This window comes from Glycomyces sp. NPDC021274, from assembly GCF_040641195.1.
In the GTDB taxonomy this organism is placed as follows: Bacteria; Actinomycetota; Actinomycetes; order Mycobacteriales; family Micromonosporaceae; genus Glycomyces.
The window spans coordinates 103793-120976 of the sequence record NZ_JBFADC010000009.1 but is presented as its reverse complement, the minus strand read 5'-3'; the positions used below and the strand labels follow the sequence as shown (position 1 = coordinate 120976).

Annotated in this window: 16 protein-coding genes and 2 tRNA genes; 14 read left to right on the top strand and 4 right to left on the bottom strand. The window is 69.6% G+C overall.

Annotated features, from left to right (window positions below):
- Positions 1 to 42 precede the first annotated feature (42 nt).
- Complete coding sequence (locus AB0I03_RS19450; protein WP_360414733.1) at positions 43 to 960, top strand: NUDIX domain-containing protein; 918 nt, start codon at positions 43 to 45, stop codon at positions 958 to 960.
- On the opposite strand, the gene AB0I03_RS19445 is transcribed toward AB0I03_RS19450, so the two are convergent.
- Entirely contained in the window at positions 957 to 2207 is a 1251-nt protein-coding gene (locus tag AB0I03_RS19445; RefSeq protein WP_360414731.1) for a phosphatidylserine decarboxylase, read from the bottom strand. The genes AB0I03_RS19450 and AB0I03_RS19445 overlap by 4 nt on opposite strands.
- A 237-nt stretch (positions 2208 to 2444) precedes the next feature.
- On the opposite strand from AB0I03_RS19445, the gene AB0I03_RS19440 reads away from it, so the two are divergent.
- The 4 genes from AB0I03_RS19440 to pcrA all read left to right on the top strand — a co-directional run bounded on the left by AB0I03_RS19440 (position 2445) and on the right by pcrA (position 7950).
- A complete protein-coding gene (locus AB0I03_RS19440; RefSeq protein ID WP_360414729.1) occupies positions 2445 to 3572 on the top strand; it encodes a Cys-Gln thioester bond-forming surface protein in 1128 nt (375 codons plus the stop codon).
- A gap of 428 nt (positions 3573 to 4000) precedes the next feature.
- Complete coding sequence (locus AB0I03_RS19435) at positions 4001 to 5122, top strand: Cys-Gln thioester bond-forming surface protein (RefSeq protein ID WP_360414727.1); 1122 nt, start codon at positions 4001 to 4003, stop codon at positions 5120 to 5122.
- 247 nt (positions 5123 to 5369) lie between these two features.
- Complete coding sequence (locus tag AB0I03_RS19430) at positions 5370 to 5633, top strand: chorismate mutase (RefSeq protein ID WP_360414725.1); 264 nt, start codon at positions 5370 to 5372, stop codon at positions 5631 to 5633.
- Between the two features lie 88 nt (positions 5634 to 5721).
- Complete coding sequence (gene pcrA, locus AB0I03_RS19425; RefSeq protein ID WP_360414723.1) at positions 5722 to 7950, top strand: DNA helicase PcrA; 2229 nt, start codon at positions 5722 to 5724, stop codon at positions 7948 to 7950.
- Between the two features lie 13 nt (positions 7951 to 7963).
- Here pcrA and AB0I03_RS19420 read toward each other — a convergent pair whose 3' ends face one another.
- Positions 7964 to 8743, bottom strand: coding sequence for a M23 family metallopeptidase (locus AB0I03_RS19420; RefSeq protein WP_360414721.1), 780 nt, complete (start codon positions 8741 to 8743; stop codon positions 7964 to 7966).
- A gap of 243 nt (positions 8744 to 8986) precedes the next feature.
- Complete coding sequence (locus tag AB0I03_RS19415) at positions 8987 to 9970, bottom strand: biliverdin-producing heme oxygenase (protein WP_360414720.1); 984 nt, start codon at positions 9968 to 9970, stop codon at positions 8987 to 8989.
- 272 nt (positions 9971 to 10242) lie between these two features.
- On the opposite strand from AB0I03_RS19415, the gene AB0I03_RS19410 reads away from it, so the two are divergent.
- The 7 genes from AB0I03_RS19410 (at position 10243) to AB0I03_RS19380 (ending at position 14410) form a co-directional block, all read left to right on the top strand.
- Positions 10243 to 10404: a hypothetical protein gene (locus AB0I03_RS19410; protein ID WP_360414718.1), complete on the top strand. Its 162-nt coding sequence runs from the start codon at positions 10243 to 10245 to the stop codon at positions 10402 to 10404.
- 30 nt (positions 10405 to 10434) lie between these two features.
- A complete protein-coding gene (locus tag AB0I03_RS19405; RefSeq protein WP_360414716.1) occupies positions 10435 to 12960 on the top strand; it encodes a bifunctional diguanylate cyclase/phosphodiesterase in 2526 nt (841 codons plus the stop codon).
- Between the two features lie 110 nt (positions 12961 to 13070).
- Positions 13071 to 13143: transfer RNA gene (locus AB0I03_RS19400), tRNA-Thr, on the top strand.
- 92 nt (positions 13144 to 13235) lie between these two features.
- Positions 13236 to 13307, top strand: a tRNA-Met gene (locus AB0I03_RS19395).
- Between the two features lie 102 nt (positions 13308 to 13409).
- The gene (gene rpmG, locus AB0I03_RS19390) at positions 13410 to 13577 is read left to right on the top strand and encodes a 50S ribosomal protein L33 (RefSeq protein WP_270116154.1); all 168 of its coding nucleotides are present in this window, start codon (positions 13410 to 13412) and stop codon (positions 13575 to 13577) included.
- An 18-nt stretch (positions 13578 to 13595) separates the two neighbouring features.
- The gene (locus AB0I03_RS19385; RefSeq protein ID WP_360414714.1) at positions 13596 to 13994 is read left to right on the top strand and encodes a MaoC family dehydratase N-terminal domain-containing protein; all 399 of its coding nucleotides are present in this window, start codon (positions 13596 to 13598) and stop codon (positions 13992 to 13994) included.
- Entirely contained in the window at positions 13991 to 14410 is a 420-nt protein-coding gene (locus AB0I03_RS19380) for a MaoC/PaaZ C-terminal domain-containing protein (protein WP_360414712.1), read from the top strand. Before AB0I03_RS19385 ends, AB0I03_RS19380 begins: the two co-directional genes overlap by 4 nt.
- A gap of 52 nt (positions 14411 to 14462) precedes the next feature.
- Here the strand turns inward: AB0I03_RS19380 and AB0I03_RS19375 are convergent, their stop codons facing one another.
- Positions 14463 to 15329, bottom strand: a complete 867-nt coding sequence (locus AB0I03_RS19375) for a 3-hydroxyacyl-CoA dehydrogenase family protein (protein ID WP_360414710.1) — start codon at positions 15327 to 15329, stop codon at positions 14463 to 14465.
- A 24-nt stretch (positions 15330 to 15353) separates the two neighbouring features.
- On the opposite strand from AB0I03_RS19375, the gene AB0I03_RS19370 reads away from it, so the two are divergent.
- Together AB0I03_RS19370 and AB0I03_RS19365 are read left to right on the top strand one after the other, a co-directional pair.
- The gene (locus tag AB0I03_RS19370) at positions 15354 to 16028 is read left to right on the top strand and encodes a cob(I)yrinic acid a,c-diamide adenosyltransferase (RefSeq protein WP_360414708.1); all 675 of its coding nucleotides are present in this window, start codon (positions 15354 to 15356) and stop codon (positions 16026 to 16028) included.
- A 133-nt stretch (positions 16029 to 16161) separates the two neighbouring features.
- Positions 16162 to 17148 (top strand): ABC transporter substrate-binding protein, encoded by a 987-nt coding sequence (locus AB0I03_RS19365; RefSeq protein WP_360414706.1) that lies wholly within the window; start codon positions 16162 to 16164, stop codon positions 17146 to 17148.
- Positions 17149 to 17184: the final 36 nt, after the last annotated feature.

Below are 17184 nucleotides of genomic sequence, written 5' to 3'. Positions count from 1 at the left end.
AAGCGGCGCCGAGGGGCCTTGATCACGCCGTACAGTTGAGGGATGCAATTCCGGATAGCTGCGTACGGGGAGGTCCGTGACGAGAACGGCCGGGTCCTGCTGACGAGGAGGGCCCGCGGACGCGAAGCCGGCCCCTGGCACCTGCCGGGCGGCGTGCTCGACCACGGCGAGCCCCCGAAGCGGGCCGCCGGGCGCCTGGTCGGCGAGCACACCGGCTACGAGGTCGCCGTCGGCGCGCCCCTCGAAGCGGTCGCCGTCGCCAGGCGGGGCGTCCACACCAACGCGATCATCTACGCCGCCACCGTCACGCACGGCCCCGGCGACGACTTCGCAGGCGACGCCGCCGAATGGGTCGAACCGGCCCGCGCGGCCGCCGAATCCCATTCGCCGTTCGTCTCCGCATGCCTGCACCTCGCCGACGACCGGCTCGCCGGACGCGTCGACAAGGCCCCGCAGGAGACCCGGCCCGTCCCGCCGTCCAAGGCCAAGAAGGGCCGCCGCAGAAGGGGCCAGCGCTTCGGCGCGTACGGGGTCGTCGCCGACGGCGACGGCCGCATCCTCCTCGCCCGCATCGCCGAGGGCTACCCCGGCGGCGGCACCTGGCACCTGCCCGGCGGCGGCGTCGACTTCGGCGAGTCGCCGCGCGCGGCCGTCTCCCGCGAGATCTACGAGGAGACCGGCCAGGAAGCCCAGGTCGGCGAGCTCCTCAACGTCACGTCGTTCCGGCACCGCCGCGCGATCGGCCCCGAGGGGTACCCGCTCGACTGGCACGGCGTGCGCGCGATCTACTCGGCCACCGTCGAAGACCCCTCCGCCGCGCAGGTGGTCGAGGCCGCGGGCGGCTCCACGAGCGAATCGCGCTGGTGGGACGCGGACGCGCTCGACGACCTGCCGCTCTCGGCGGCCGTCGAGGACGCCCTCCAAGTGGTCGACCTGAAGAACCTGGCCGCGCAGGCCTAACGCCAGCGCGCCACGACGGTCTCTCCGGCGCGGATCGTCTCGCCGGGCACGACTGCTGCTTCCGCGGCACCCGCGGGCAGGTACACATCGGTGCGGGAGCCGAAGCGGATCAGGCCGTACCGTTCGCCCTTCGCCACGGCCGCACCGGGTTTGGTGCGGTTGACGATGCGGCGCAGCAGCGCGCCCGTGCGCTGGGCGACGACGACGCGGCCCCGCGCGGTCGACAGCACCGTGTAGCAGGCGGCGTTGTGCTCCGCTTCCGGCGCGGAGACCTTCGAGTAGCCGCCGCGCTCGGTGAACACGTCCACGACCTCGCCCGCCACGGGCGAGCGGTTGATGTGCACGTCCGTGACCGACAGGTACGCGCTGATGCGCAGCCATTCGGCCCCGGCGGTGCCGGTGGCGGCGCCGAAGCGCTCGTCGACCACGGTCTCCACCGCCATGATGCGGCCGTCCGAGGCGGCGAGCACCGCTTCGGGCTCGTCGTCCTCGCCGCGCAGGTCCGCTTCGCGCTGCGGGTCGCGGAAGAACGCGGCGACCGGGACGGCGGCCAGCGCCGGCAGGACCCACGCCTTCGAGGAGGGCCGGATCTGCTTTGCGGCCCAAGCGGTCCCGAAGAGCAGCCCGGCGGCGATCACGCCGTTCGAGTCGAGGTGCATCGAGCGCGTGACCGCGACCGAGGAGGCGCGCCACGCGGGCGCGAGGTCTTCGGCGGGGGCGATCGCGTGCGGTTCGCCTTCGCGCTTCGCGGCCGAGCCGATGCGGAGCTTGTGGATGCGCACGGGCGGGAGCGACCGGACGATGAGGTCGGTGCCGATGCCGTACTCGGCGACGAGCTCAGCGATCTCCTCGCGGGCGGGCGCGGTCAGGGTCGCGGCGAAGGAGAGCACGCCGCCGGGCGCCACTTTCCCCTGCAGCAGTTCGATGTCGGCGATGAACTCCTCGGCCTCCACGGTGACCGGGGAGGCGAGCATGACCTCTTCGGCCGGTTCGGCGTCGCCGAGCTTGGCGACGGCGGTGACGTTCCCGGCGGTCCAGGAACCTTCGGCGGCGAGCGAGGCCTTGAGGTCCTCAATGGATACGGGATCGGCGACGACGGTGAGCCGGTCGGCGGGCATGAGCGCCTCGAGCGCGGCCGTCAGGACCGGGTTGCCCCAGGCCGCGCCCACGACCAGGCCGGTCTTGGGGCCCCTCCGGCGAGCGAATTCGTCGGTGATGCCGCGAGCGGCGGCTTTCGAGATCGGCATGACTCCGACTATAGAGCGCCTGTCTGACGGGTCCGGGTCGCGTTGGCGTGTTGCGTCATGTCAAGACGCGACCATTGTCCTGATTTGGGATCGTACTTTCGGCGGGTTCTGCACATCGTTCGGCCGAGTGGCCGCGCCGTCACTCTGGGTCCTCTCGTTTCCCCTCTTGTCAGGCCGACCCGGCACTCCACTCACGACCTGCCGCCTCAAGTCCGCTCCCAGGAGGACCGAACCACGATGAGACTCAAGACGATCCGCACCTCGTTCGCGGCGGCAGCCGCGCTCCTCGCCACCGCCGCCCTGAGCGCGGTCGCGGGTGCCCCCGCCCAGGCCGAGGAGCCCGAGCCGGTCTCCGGCGACGTCGTCACCGCCCCCGGCCTGGAGCTGCGCGGGCGGTTCGCGGAGGAACGCTACGACGTGTGGGCGAACGTCCTCGGCCTCAAGCCGCACGGCGGCGACGAGACGCTCGTCGTCTACTGCATCGACATCCACACCCCGCTCGACACCGAGAGCCCGTACACGGAGGGCGACTGGGAGGAGTCGGAGGTCGCGAACCTCGAAGAGGTCCGCTGGGTCCTGTTCAACGGCTACCCGAACGTCGGCGCGGAGGAGCTCATCGAGTCCTCCGGCGCCGAGGTCAACCCCGACTGGTCCGGCGAGGAGGTCGCCGAGGTCGCCTACGCGGGCACGCAGGCCGCCGTCTGGCACTTCACCGACGCCTGGGCCCTGCTGGAGGACAACCCGGTCAAGGGCGGCAACAACGGCGAGGACGAAGCGGTGCTCGCGGTCTACCGGCATCTGACCGAGGACGCCGGAACGGTCCCGGACCCGTCCGAGTTCACCGTGGACCTCGAAGGCGAGGAGTCGGCGACGTTCGTCGACGGGCGCTTCGGTCCGTACACGATCCGCTCCAACGCCGGCCCCGTCGAGCTCACCGCCGACGGCGGCAGCCTCGAGACCGAGGGCGGCGACGCGGTCGAGTCCCGCAAGGACGGCGAGCAGTTCTGGATCGTCCTCGACGAGGGCACCAACGAGATCACCGTCAACGGCACCGCCGCCTACGACCTGCCGGTGGGCCGGGTCTTCCTGGCCACGACCGACGAAGCGCTCTCGGGCGACGCGCTCAACCCGATGACCGTGGGCGACTCGCAGAAGCTCATCCTCGCGCAGCCGCGCGAAGGCGAGGTCCCCGCCGAATGGCGCTTCGCCCTCGACGCGCCGCCGGAGGCCAGCGCCCCGCCGAAGCCGCAGCTGCCCGTCACCGGTTCGACCTTGAGCGTCGCGTTCGCGGCGGGCCTGGCGCTCCTGGTCGGCGGCCTCACGGTGGTCACGCTCGGCAAGCGCCGCAGGACCACCGACCACTAAGACCTGACGGATGCGGGCGCCTGCTTGCCGATGGCGAGCGCCCGCTGCCGCAGGAGCGTTCCGGACCACCTCGAACGGTCCGGACCCGGGCGCGCTCCTCGGCTCCAACGAAGCCCGGTGCATGGTGCGGCCGGGGCCGGGGGAAGCGATCCCCCTGGCCCCGGCCACTTCCGTCCCACCGGTATCCACTCGTCACCGTCCGTCGCCCCAGGATCGGCCGATACCGAATCGTTATAGTGGCGCGGCTCTCTAAGGCCGCGCCATTTCCCTTGCCTCGCAGTCGAAACCCAGCTCCCGGATTTTCTGCCGCCGAATGCAACCGGCAGCGTGCCGCTAACGTGTCGCATGAAGAGTCTGTACCGATTTACGACTCGCAAGCACCCCAAGACCGCGTTCAATCCCTCAGAAAAGCAAAGGGACTTCAACCAATGATGACCAAAGCCCTGAAAGGGACGATGGCCGCTGCCGCGGGCGTCGCACTCGGCCTCACCGGCATCACCGCCGCCCAAGCCCAGGACGAGGAGGCGGAGGCGGGCATCCTCGCCGCCGGCAACGTCGTGATCGAGGACGGCGGCATCCAGCTGTACGGCGAGGCGGGCGGGCAGCAGAAGTCGCCGCACGCCTCGATGATCGCCCTCGACACCGGCGACGGCGACCCCCGCACCGTCTACTGCATCCAGCTCGAGGTCGACCTCGAAGAGCAGTACCTCCACGAAGAGCGCCCGTGGGAGGACATCCCCGTCGAAGATCTCCCGATGGTCCTCGGCGTCCTCGCCACCGGCTACGACGGCACCAACGCCGGCGAGCTCCTCGAAGAGGCCGGCCTGGCCAGCGACGACTACGGCGACGTGACCCAGGACCAGCTGGCCTACGCGGCCACCCAGTCCGCCATCTGGTCGCTGACCGACGGCTGGGTCCTCAGCGAGAGCGACCCGACCGAGAACGACGTCGCCGACGAGATCGTCCCGGCGCTCCAGCAGTGGCTGCTCGAGAACTCCGCACCGATCGAGGAGCCCGAAGAGCCCTACTTCGACTACGACGCCACCGACGCCAAGGTCGACGGCACCACCGTCGGTCCGTTCACCGTCGACACCAACATCGACTCCCTCAGCTTCGAGCAGCCTGAGGGCGCCACCGTCATCGACGAGAACGGCGAGGAGCTCACCACCCTCACCGACGGCCAGGTCTTCTCCGTGAAGTTCGACAAGGCCGAGACCGCCTCGGTCACGATCGTCACCGACACCGTCGAATGGACCACCCCGGCCGGCCGCACCTTCGTGCCCGTCGACGCCGACGGCGCCGACGTCGAAGGCCAGCGCCTGATCCTCGCCGAGGAGTTCACCGAGGAGTTCTACTTCGAGATCCCCTTCGAGATCACGGTCGACGAGGTCCCGAGCCAGAGCGAGTCCCCGAAGCCGCAGCTGCCCGTCACCGGTTCCAGCCTGACCACCGTCGCCACCGTCGGCGGCGCGGTCCTGCTCGCCGGCGTCGTCGCGATGGTGCTCATGCGCCGCCGCGCCGCCCGCGCGGACTGGGGCTCGGAGGCTTAACAGCAGCCGAACACTGCGATAACCGCCACACGCCCGCTGGTCCCACCGGCGGGCGTGTGGCATACTTGCCGCGTGACTCAGAGCGTGCGATTTTATTTCTACGGCCGGACCCGTCCGAGCCGTAGGTCGTCGCGCTGACACGCAGACTTACCGGCCCCGGGCGAACAGCCCGGGGCTTTTTTCACGCCCAGGGCTCTACCCGCGCCCGGAGTTCGATACCGATAATCGCTCTAGAGGAGAAGCCCTGATGACCGCATCCGCAGAAATCGCACCTGACGAACTCCAGGACCTGCGCGTCGAGATCGACGCCCTGGACGCCGAGATCATCCGCCTGTGGCAGCGCCGCGCCGAAGTCTCCAAGCGCATCGGCGAGATCCGCATGGCCAACGGCGGCACCCGCCTGGTCCTGGACCGCGAACGCGCCATCCTCGAGAAGTACCGCTCCGCCCTCGGCGACGACGGCATCCAGGTCGCAATGCTCGTCCTCAGGTCGGGCCGCGGACCGCTCTAAAGAGTGATGCCGCGCCGTAGGAGTGTCACACCCGGCGCGGCACCTGCGCCTCCGTAATGCCTTGCAAGCTGCGGCATAATTGATCCCGATGAACGACCTTCTGACCGGCCTCAACGAACCGCAACGCCAAGCCGTCGAGCACGCCGGGTCCCCGCTGCTCATCGTCGCGGGCGCGGGCTCGGGCAAGACCCGCGTCCTCACCCACCGCATCGGCCACCTCCTGGCCGAGCGCGGCGCCCACCCCGGCGAGATCCTCGCCATCACCTTCACCAACAAGGCCGCCGCCGAGATGCGCGAACGCGTCGACGCCCTCGTGGGCCCGCGCTCGCGCGCGATGTGGGTGCTCACCTTCCACTCCGCGTGCCTGCGCATCCTCCGCCGCGAGGCCCACCGGCTCGGCTGGAAGTCCAGCTTCACGATCTACGACACCGACGACGCCCGCCGGCTCCTCACCCAGATCGTCAAGGACCTCGGGCTCGACTCCAAGAAGCAGTCGCCGCGCTGGTTCGCCGCCGAGATCTCCCGGCTCAAGAACGAGCTCATCGGCCCCGAAGCGGCCGCCGCGAAGGCCGACGACGCCCGCGGGAAGCTCGTCGCCGACGTGTACGCGCAGTACACCGAGCGCCTGCGCCTGGCCCAGGCCGTCGACTTCGACGACATCATCGGGTCCACAGTGCACTTGTTCCAGGCGTTCCCGGAGGTCGCGAAGTCGTACCGGATGCGGTTCCGGCACGTCATGGTCGACGAGTACCAGGACACCAACCACGCCCAGTACACGCTGGTGCGCGAACTCGTCGGCACCGGTCCAGACCATTCCGAGCTGTGCGTCGTCGGCGACGCGGACCAGTCGATCTACGCGTTCCGCGGCGCCACGATCCGCAACATCATCGAGTTCGAGCGGGACTTCCCCGACGCCAAGACGATCCTGCTGGAGCAGAACTACCGCTCCACCCAGACGATCCTCGACGCCGCCAACGGCGTCATCCGCAACAACACCGAACGCGGCCGCGAGAAGCGACTGTGGAGCGACGAGGGCCCCGGCGGGCGCATCCTCGGCCACACCGGCGACAACGAGCACGACGAGGCCGCGTGGGTCGCGAACCGGATCGACGAGCTCGTCGACGCCGGCGAGACCAGCTTCGGCGACTCGGCGATCTTCTACCGCACCAACGCGCAGTCGCGCGCCTTCGAAGAAGTGTTCGTGCGCCGCGGCATCCCGTACAAGGTCGTCGGCGGCGTGCGCTTCTACGAGCGCAAAGAGGTCCGCGACATGCTCGCCTACCTCAAGCTCACCGCGAACCCGGACGACACGGTCTCCGCGATGCGCGTCGTCAACACGCCCAAGCGCGGCGTCGGCGACCGCGCCGTGGCCGAGATCGAGGCGCTCGCCGCGCGCCTGCGGATCTCGTTCCCCGCCGCGCTGCACCGCGTCGACGAGGCCCCCGGGGTCTCCGGCCGCGCCCGCACCGGCATCAAGCGGTTCTGCGAGATCATCGACGAGGCCACCGCGCTCGCCGCGTCCGCGCCGCCTGAAGAGGTGCTCGACAAGCTCATCGGCGACACCGGCTACCTCGAAGGCCTCGAGCAGTCGAACGACCCGCGCGACGAAGGCCGCGTCGAGAACCTCCAAGAGCTCGTCGCGGTCGCGCACGAGTTCACCGAGTCGGTCATGCGCGGCACCACTGAGGACGACGAAGCCGACCTCGCCGCCGACGTGCCTTCGTTCCTGGAGCACGTCGCGCTCGTCTCCGACGCCGACTCGATCCCCGACCCGGAAGCGGAGGAGGGCGGCGTCGTCACGCTCATGACCCTCCACACCGCGAAGGGCCTGGAGTTCGACACGGTGTTCCTCACCGGCCTCGACGACGGCCTGTTCCCGCACGAGCGGTCCATGAACAAGCCCGGCGACATGGAGGAGGAGCGGCGCCTGGCCTACGTGGGCCTCACGCGGGCCCGCAAGCACCTCCACCTCACCCGCGCCGGGACCCGCAACATCTTCGGGCAGCCCGAGTACTACGCGGCCAGCCGTTTCCTGGCCGAGATCCCCGGCGACCTCATCGAATGGTCGGAGTCCGCGCCGCCGCCGCGCGTCGTGAAATCGAAGACCACCGCGAACTTCGGCTCGCCGATCGTCATGCGCAGCGCCGCGGACATCCCGTCGCTCGACGTGGGGGACAGGGTCACCCACGACAAGTGGGGCCTCGGCCGCGTCGTCGAGCTCAAAGGCTCGGGCCCCCGGGCCCAGGCGCGCATCGACTTCGGCGACGGCGAACCGAAATGGGTCATCCTCAGGCTGGCGCCGGTGAGCAAGCTGTGAGGGCGGGCGCGCCTCAGCGGAGGTCGAGCCCGACCTCTGCGAGGTAGCTCAAGGGCTCCACCGGCTCGCCGTTCACGTGCACTTCGAAGTGGACGTGCGAGCCGAAGGAGCGGCCCGTGTTGCCCGCGTTCGCGATCTGCCCGCCCGCGTCCACCCAGTCGCCCTCGCTCACGAGTACCTCGGAGTTGTGGGCGTAGTAGGTCTCGACGCCGTCGCCGTGGTCGATGACGACGAGGTTCCCGAACCCGGTCTCCCATCCGGCGTGCGTGATCGTGCCCGGGTAGGCGGCGTACACCGGGTCGCCGGTCTCGGCGTCGAAGTCGACCCCGTTGTGGTTGCGGCCCCAGCGCTGCCCGAACAGGGACGTGATCGTGATGTCGTCCAGCATCGGCGACCACTTGATCTGCGCGTCCTGCCCCGTCACGGGCGAGGTCCGCTCGGCCATCACGACCTCCTCGGCCGCCGCCGCGCCCAGCGGCGCGTCGGCGGGAGCGGCGCCGTCCGCACCCGTCTGCGGGGCCCTCGCTTCGGCGGCGAGCGCCGCGATGTCCGCGACCGCCTGCGACGTACCGGGTTCCTCCTCCTCCGAGGAGAACCCGGCCCCCGTGGCCATGGCGACGATCGACGCCCCGGCCACGGCGGAGCCGACGACGGCGGTGTAGCGACGTTGCGTCCCCGCCAGCAGCGGGGAGAGTTCTGCGGCCCACGAGGCGCGGTGCTGGCCCCTCGTGCGATGCGGCCGGGCGGCGTGGCGCCTGATCGGTTCGGCGGCCACTGGTCCGGTGTCGGACATTCGTACTCCACGCTTGACCTGCGAGTCGAAGATCGGCTCGGATGTGGCGGTGCCCATCGGCGGCGTCGGAGGACTGGGTCAGTCCCGGGGGGCCGTCCGTGGGCTTGGCAACCGCCACACGGTAGCGCCGCGAACGGCGCACGCGCGAGATTCGTCACCGCCCGGCGTGTCGCGACAATCAGGACATTCCGGGAAGGTAATGGTCAGGCGTTCTCCCCACAAATTTATGACTCGCAAGCTTCGTCAAGACAGCGCGGCCTTCGACTCGGTGAACAGCCGCACGATCTCCGGCCGCACCTCGGCCCGCTCCGACAGCGGCGCGGCCCAATCGACCCGGACCGCCGCCTCGACCCCGTCCTCGACGACCGCGAAATCCGCGCCCTCGCCGTCGAAGCCGGTCATGCGGGCCGTCTCGGCGCCGCGCCGACCGCCCGCGCCCCTGCAGATCACCAGCGTGTCGGCCGCGTGGTCGGTGTTCATGTGATGGCAGATCGCGGCCACCACCGACGGCTCGAACGGGTTGCGGTCAAGGCCCTCACCGAGCGCCGCGAGCACCGCGCCGTTGTGGTCGTAGGCGAGGAGGACCTCGTCGATGACGCGCACTTTCGCGGCCTCGGACAGGTCCACCGCGTCGAGGCGCGCCCGGTACTCGTCCTTGAACGCCTTGGGGCTCTTGATGTCCGCGAACTCGTAGAACGACGCGCCCTCGGCCTCGAAACCGTAGTTGCGGCGCGCGGCCTTCCCGAAGGCCTGCCCGCCCGAGAGGTCGCCGAGGTAGCGGGTGTACGCGTGGGCGAGGTAGCCGCCGGGCCAGTCGGCCGACACCGCGTTGATCCGGTCCACGTAGGCCCGCGTCGCCGGGAGCGGCTCGATCCCTGAGCGCCACCTCGGTCCCATCAGGAACTTCAGGTCGGCCTCGAGCGCCGGAACGCGCGCCAGCTCAGGGAACACGAACGGCCCCGCCACCGCGTCGTCGGCGAAGCGCGCCGCCGCAGCCTCGATCGCCTCGTACACGAAGTACTGCTGGGCATGCCAGCGCGTGTAGTCGCCCAGGCGCAGCGAGCCGTCGAAGAGCCGGTCGAACACGCCCGGGGCCTTGACCGCGTCCGCGTCGGCCGACGGGTCGAGGCCCTGGTGGCGCGCCCAGGAGGCTTCGCGGATCCGGGCCGAGAAGCGGGGCGTGCCGGCGTCGGCCGGGCCGTCCGCAGCGGCGGTGTCTGCAGGCATGTGCGCATTCCTTATCGAACAACGATCGTATTCTTGAGTAAGGCGAGCCTAACCTACAGCAGTGCGCAGGGGTAGGCTCGCGAACTCCCGACCCGTGGGCAAGGCCCCTCGGAGCATCGGCGAGAATGTATGAGCCGTGCTCACCCGTACGGCTGAACCAGAAAGAGCGCGAGAATCACGGTCGCAAGCCTTCCAAAGGTGGAGCCGACTGTGGCACCATGGGCTCTACTGGTCCCCTTGACAGCACATTCCCACACCTCACGGGAGGCCTCGTGAAACCGGTCAAAATCTTCAAGCGGCTCGGCGCTGCATTCGCGGCCGCCTTCATCGTCCTCGGAGTCGCCGCCGGCACCGCATCCGCCGCATCGGCCGACGCCGCCGACAACTCCTCGGTCGTATACCAGGTGCGCGGCAACTCCGGCGACCTGCAGTAGTCTCACCCTGCGCCTGAGGGGAGCTCATCGGTGATCCGCGAACAGCACCCTCGACTCTTCAGCGCGCTCGCATGGGCCATCACCGTGGTCGTGCTGGCCGGCGCCGTCGCCGCGCTGCTCCTGACCTGGACTGCAGAACAACTGCCCTACATGGAAGCCGTCACCTTCGTGGCGGCTTTCGTGCTCGCGCAGAACCTCCAGGTCATCCAGCACTTCCGCCAGCACCGCATCGCGTTCAACCTCGCCGACATCCCGCTGGTGCTGGCGCTGTTCTACCTGTCGCCGTTCGCGGTCATCCTCGTCCGCCTCATCTCCTCCCTCATCTTCTTCGCGGGCCGCTACATCCGCTCCGACGTCGGCCCGCTCAAGCCGATGTTCAACGTGGGCATGTCCACGATCGGCGCGGCCTCCGCCGTCGCGGTCGTCCAGTACGCGGGCCTCGGCGGCCCCCATGATCCCCGCACGTGGCTCGTCGCCGTGCTCGCCGTGGTCGCCGCGGGCCTCATGACCACCGTGCTCCTCTCGCTCATGCTGTTCTTCCTCAACGGCTGGGCCAGCATGCTCAGGGCCTGGTCGGGTTTCGCGCTCACACTCATCGGCCCCGTCATGTCCGCATCCGTCGGCCTGATGCTCCTCATCATGCTGGAGGCCACGCCGTGGTCGGCGATCCCCATCGCGATCCTCCTGCTCACGACGATCGGCCTCTCCCGCAGTTACATGAAGCTGCGGCGCCAGCGCCAGATCCTCGACGAGCTCAACAACTTCACGCAGCTCGTCGCCGACTCCGTGCGGTCCAACCGGCTCATCGACGCCACCCTCGGACGGCTCCGCGAGATCTTCGCCGCCGAATCCGCGACCGTCTGGGTCCCCGCCGAAGGCCGCTACCCCGAGATCCGCCTCACCTCCTCAGTGGACGACGCCGGGCTCACCGACCTCGACCCCGTCCCCGACGAGCTCCAGCAGGCCGTCACCGCCACCGGCGCATCCGCACTCATCGGCCCCCGCCACGGCAGCCGCGAGCAGCGGGCCGTCCTCGAAGCGGGCGGGCTGCGCAGTGCCATCCTCGTCCCGCTGCGCTCCGGCGACGAGGTCTACGGCTGCCTCTCCGTCGCCGACCGCATCGGCGGCGAGATGTCGCAGTTCCTCCCCGTCGACCTGCAGCTGCTGGAGACCGTCGCCGCGCACGTGAGCATCGCCGTCGACAACTCGCGCCTGGTCGACCAGCTCCGCTACGACGCCTACCACGACCCGCTCACCGGCCTTCCCAGCCGCCGCCGCTCCCTCGCGGCCCTTCAGGAGGCACTGTCGATCACCGTGCCGAACGAGGTCGTCGCGGTCTTGATGTTCGATGTGGACTCCCTCCACGAGATCAACGACGCCCTCGGCCACGAGGCCGGCGACACCGCGCTCAGAGAATTCGCCAAGCGACTCAAGGACAACGCCCCCGCCGCGTCCTTCCTCGGCCGCATCGACTCCGACGAGTTCATCCTCCAGACCCGCCTCGCCTCCACCGACGAGGCACTCGACACCGCACGGCGACTGCGCGCCGCCATCCAGGGGCCATTCGAGGTCGGCGGCGTCACCGTGAGCCTGTCGGCGGCCGTCGGCGTGGTCACGCACCCGGACTTCGCCGCCGATGCGGACGAACTGCTCAAGCGCGCCGACGCGGCGACCAGGCAGGCCAAGAACGCCGCCGACGGCGTGCAGCTCTACCACTCGGGACTCGAATCAGAGAGCCTGCGCCGCATCGGCCTCGCCGCCGACCTCCGCCGGGCCCTCGACCGCGGCCAGCTCGAAGTGCACTTCCAGCCGAAGGTCCGCCTCGACAGGGCCCTCGGCGAGCCCGGGGCCGTCATGGGCGCGGAAGCGCTCGTGCGCTGGCCGCACCCGACGTTCGGACCCGTCGCGCCCGAGGAGTTCATCCCGATCGCCGGATCCACCGGCCAGCTCGGGCAGCTGACGGAGATGGTCCTGGACGAGGCGCTTCGTCGAGCGGCCGAATGGGCCGGCGAGGACGGGCCGCTGCCGATGGCGGTGAACCTGTCGCCGCGCACGCTCGCGGACGCGGACTTCCCGGACAAGGTCGCGGCGCTCCTTGCGCGGCACGGCGTCCCGGCGGATCGGTTGACGTTCGAGATCACCGAGGACGACGTGGTCTCGGGGGAGCCGCGGCTCACACCGGCGCTCGACCGGCTGCACGAGATGGGCGTGCGCCTCTCGGTGGACGACTTCGGCACCGGGTACTCCTCGCTGGCGTACCTGCGGCGGCTGCCGGTCCAGGAGATCAAGATCGACCTGCGGTTCGTGCAGGGCATGGCCACGGACGCCGACGACCGCGCGATCGTGGAGGCGGTCCTGGGCCTCGCCCGGCACTTCGCGATCGACGTCGTCGCCGAGGGCATCGAGGCCCACCAGACCGTCGAGCAGCTGCGCGAGCTGCAATGCGAGGCCGGTCAGGGCTACTACTTCTCGCGCCCGCTGCCGGCCGACCGCTTCTCCGCGTGGCTCGCCCAGCAGGACGGCGGACGGGGTCAGAGCCGCCTCCGGGTGGTCTGAGGCAGGCACTCGCCGCACTACTGTGGCCCGCACCGCAAGGCAGGCCCCGCGTTCGATCTGGGCGGTCCGTCATGTACTCTTGTCAAGGCCGCGAGGGAAGCCTCGCGATCGCCCCTATAGCTCAGTCGGTAGAGCGTCTCCATGGTAAGGAGAAGGTCTGCGGTTCGATTCCGCATGGGGGCTCGGAAGCACTTCAGGCTAGTATTCAGCGAAGTGCTGTACTGCTCACACAGTTTTTCTGCTCACGCAGGGCCATCTGGTGGCAGTGAGCGCACGGCGGTGTAGCTCAGTGGTAGAGCAAACGACTCATAATCGTTGTGTCGGCAGTTCGATCCTGCCCATCGCTACTTTTGTTCAGCGTCGACCACCGAGGTATGCTGGTCGACGCTTTGTTTTGTTCAAGGAACGGTCCGCAAACCGGCGGGTCGAGTTAGAGGAAGGCACTCACCGTGGCCAAGGCTACTGACGTCCGCCCCAAGATCACCATGGCGTGCGTGGAGTGCAAGGAGCGCAACTACGTCACGAAGAAGAACCGGCGGAACCACCCCGACCGGCTCGAGCTCAAGAAGTACTGCCCGCGCTGCAAGACCTCGCAGGTCCACAAAGAGACCCGCTAGTCTTCCCCGCTCCGGTACATGCTCAACACTTCGTATGTCGGCCGGTCCTTGCCGCCCACCGAACCGGTGGTCATCACCCCCGATTCGGTGACCCGTTTCGCCCAGGCCCTCGGCCTCGACGACGACGGAACAGTTCCGCCCACATTCTTGATATCGCTCACGCTGCCCGCGGCGGAGCGGCTCATCGACGACCCCGATTTCGGGCTCGACTGGAGCCGCGTACTGCACCGCGAGCAGCGTTTCGCGTACCACCGCGAGCTGCGGGCGGGCGCCGCCGTGTCGTGCGCCTCGACCATCGAGTCGATCAAGTCCGTCGCCGGGAACGACCTCCTCGCGCTGCGCACAGACGTCCGCGAGGGCGAGGTGCTGGCCGCCGAGGTGTGGACCACCCTGTTCATGGCCGGAGACGCCGCATGAGCCTGAGCGAACTGTCCGTGGGGGCCACCGTGTTCACCGCGGCGTTCCCCGTCACGCGAGCCGACCTCGTCGCCTACGCGGACGCCTCCGGGGACCAGAACCCGATCCACCAGGACGAGGCCGCGGCCAAGGCCGCCGGACTCCCCGACGTGATCGCCCACGGCATGTACACGATGGGCCTCGTCTCCCGCGCCGTACTCGAATGGGCCGCGGACGCCGGGATCGACGCGACCCTCACCGACTTCTCCGCGCGCTTCGCGAAGCCCGTGGTCGTGCCCGCCGACGGCGGTGCCGAAGTGGTCGTGGAAGGCAAGGTCCGCAAGCTCGACGCGACCTCGGTCGAGCTGGCGATGACCGTCCAGAGCGTCGGCGAGAAAGTGCTCGCCCCGGCGCGCGCGACCCTCGTCCTGAAGTAGCAGAGCAAGAGTAAACGGCGCTGACCTCCTGGTCAGCGCCGTTCTCGTTTATTCACAGGCCTGTGGATAACTGGCTGTACTCGAAGAAGCCCTTGCCGCTCTTGCGGCCGATCTCGCCGGCCGCGACGAGGCGGCGCAGCAGCGCGGGCGGGAAGAACTTCGGGTCGGCGGTGTCCTCGTAGATGTTCTCGGTCGCGTGCGTGATCACGTCGATCCCGGTGAGGTCGGCGGTCGCGAGCGGGCCCATCGGGTGGCCGAAGCCGAGCCGGCAGGCCGTGTCGAGGTCCTCGGCGGAGATCACGCCGTCCTCCACGAGCCGGGCCGCCTCGTTCACGAGGGCGCAGATGAGGCGCGTGGTCGCGAACCCGGCCACGTCGCGGTTGACGACGACGCAGGTCTTCCCGGCGGTCTCGGCGAAGCGGCGGGCGGCCTCGAGCGTCTCGTCGCTGGTGTGGATGCCGCGCACGAGCTCGCACAGCTGCATCATGGGGACGGGCGAGAAGAAGTGGGTGCCGACGACCCGCTCGGGATGCGTTGCGGCGGCGGCGATCTCCGTGATCGGGATGGCCGAGGTGTTCGTCGCGAGGACGGTCTCGGGCGAGCAGATCGCCGACAGCTTCCGGAAGACCTCCTGCTTGACCGCGAGGCGCTCGAAGACCGCTTCTACGGCGATCTGGGAGCCCGCGGCGGCTTCGAGGTCGGTGGCCGTGGTGATCCGGGCCAGAGCGGCCTCGGCGTCCGCTGCGGTGACCTTCTCCTTGGCGACGAAGCGGTCCAGTGAACCGCGGATCGCCGCCTGCGCGCGGTCGAGTGCGCCCGCGTCAGTGTCGATCAGTGTGACGTCCAGGCCGCCCAGGCTCGTGACCTGCGCGATCCCGGAACCCATGAGTCCCGAACCGATTACCGTGACTTTTGCCATGGGGCGAGGCTATATGGTCGGTGCATGGCGGTCAATCTCACCAGGATTTATACGAAGACCGGCGACGACGGCACGACCGGTCTCGCCGACTTCTCGCGCGTCCCCAAGACGCATGTCCGGCTCGCGGCCTACGGGGACGTGGACGAGGCGAACGCGGTGATCGGCGCGGCGCTCGCGCTGCACACCGGCGAGATCGGGGAGCGGGAGCGGGAGATCCTGCTCGCGGTCCAGAACGACATGTTCGACGTGGGCGCGGATCTCGCGACGCCGGTGTCCGCGGATCCGAAATACCCGCCGCTGCGGATCGACGAGTCCTACGTGACGCGCCTGGAGGGCTGGATCGACGAGTGCAACGCCGACCTGGAGGCGCTGCGGTCGTTCATCCTCCGCGGCGGGACGCCGGGCGCGGCGCTGCTGCACCAGGCGTGCACGGTGGCGCGGCGGGCCGAGCGGTCGGTGTGGGTGCTGCTCGACGCCGAGCCCGACACGACGCACCCGGTGCCCGTGACCTACCTCAACCGGCTCTCCGACCTCCTGTTCGTGCTGGCCCGCTGCGCGAATCGAGGGCCCGCGAACGGCGCCGAGGGGGCCGGTCCGGGCGGCGACGTGCTCTGGAAGCCCGGCGCGGGAAGCGGAGAGTTACCGCTTGCCGGGCCGTGCGAGGCGGAAATGAGCAGGTTTCTTTCCAGCGTGTTGTGAAATCGTTACTGCTCTGTGCAGGGGTTCCAACTTGACGAGAGCGATAACACAGGTGAGGATATGAGCGGTAACATGCGTTCACGCAAATATCCAAAACCCTCGTATTCAACACGCTTGAAAGGCGACCCCCAACGTGTTCAAGAAAGCTCTCGCCGGCATCGGCGCCGGTGCACTCCTGTTCAGCATGGCCGCTTGCGGCGCCGATGACGGCGGCTCGGAAGGCGGCGACGACGGCAGCCTCGTCATCGGCTTCGCCCAGGTCGGCGCCGAATCCGCCTGGCGCACCGCCAACTCCAAGTCGATCCAGGACGCGGCCGAGGCCGCGGGCCACGACCTGAAGTTCAACGACGCCCAGCAGGACCAGGAGAAGCAGATCGAGGCCGTCCGGGGCTTCATCAACCAGCAGGTTGACGTCATCGTCCTGGCACCGGTGGTCGAGACCGGGTGGACCGACGTGCTGCAGGAGGCCGAGGACGCGGGCATCCCCGTCGTGCTCGCCGACCGTGGCATCGAAGCCGCCGACGAGGACCTGTACGTGACGCGCCTCGGCTCCGACTTCGCCGAGGAAGGCCGCAAGGCCGGCACGTGGGCGGCCGAGACGTTCGCCGACGACGCCGACGGCACCCGGATCCTGGAGCTCCAGGGCACCACCGGGTCCGCTCCCGCGAACGACCGCAAGGCCGGGTTCTTCGAGGTCCTCGACGCCGAAGGCCTGAACTACGAGATCGTCGACTCCCAGTCGGGCAACTTCACCGCCGAAGAGGGCAAGGCCGTGATGGAAACCTTCATCACCACCCACGGCCTCGACGGCATCGACCTGCTCTACGCCCACAACGACGAGATGGGCCTCGGCGCCATCCAGGCCATCGAGGACGCCGGCAAGGTCCCCGGCCAGGACATCCAGATCATCATCGTGGACGGTTCCAAGGCCGGCTTCCAGGCCGGTGTCGACGGCAAGCTCAACTACATCGTCGAGTGCAACCCGGCCTTCGGCCCGCAGCTGATGGACGTCCTCGAGTCGGTCGTGGCCGGCGACGAGGTCGAGAAGTTCACCCCGGTCGAGGAGGGCGTCTTCGACGCCACCCAGTTCGAGGCCGAGCTCCCGAACCGCCAGTTCTGACGGCATTCCCCCGACGTCCGGGCGGACCCTCGGGTC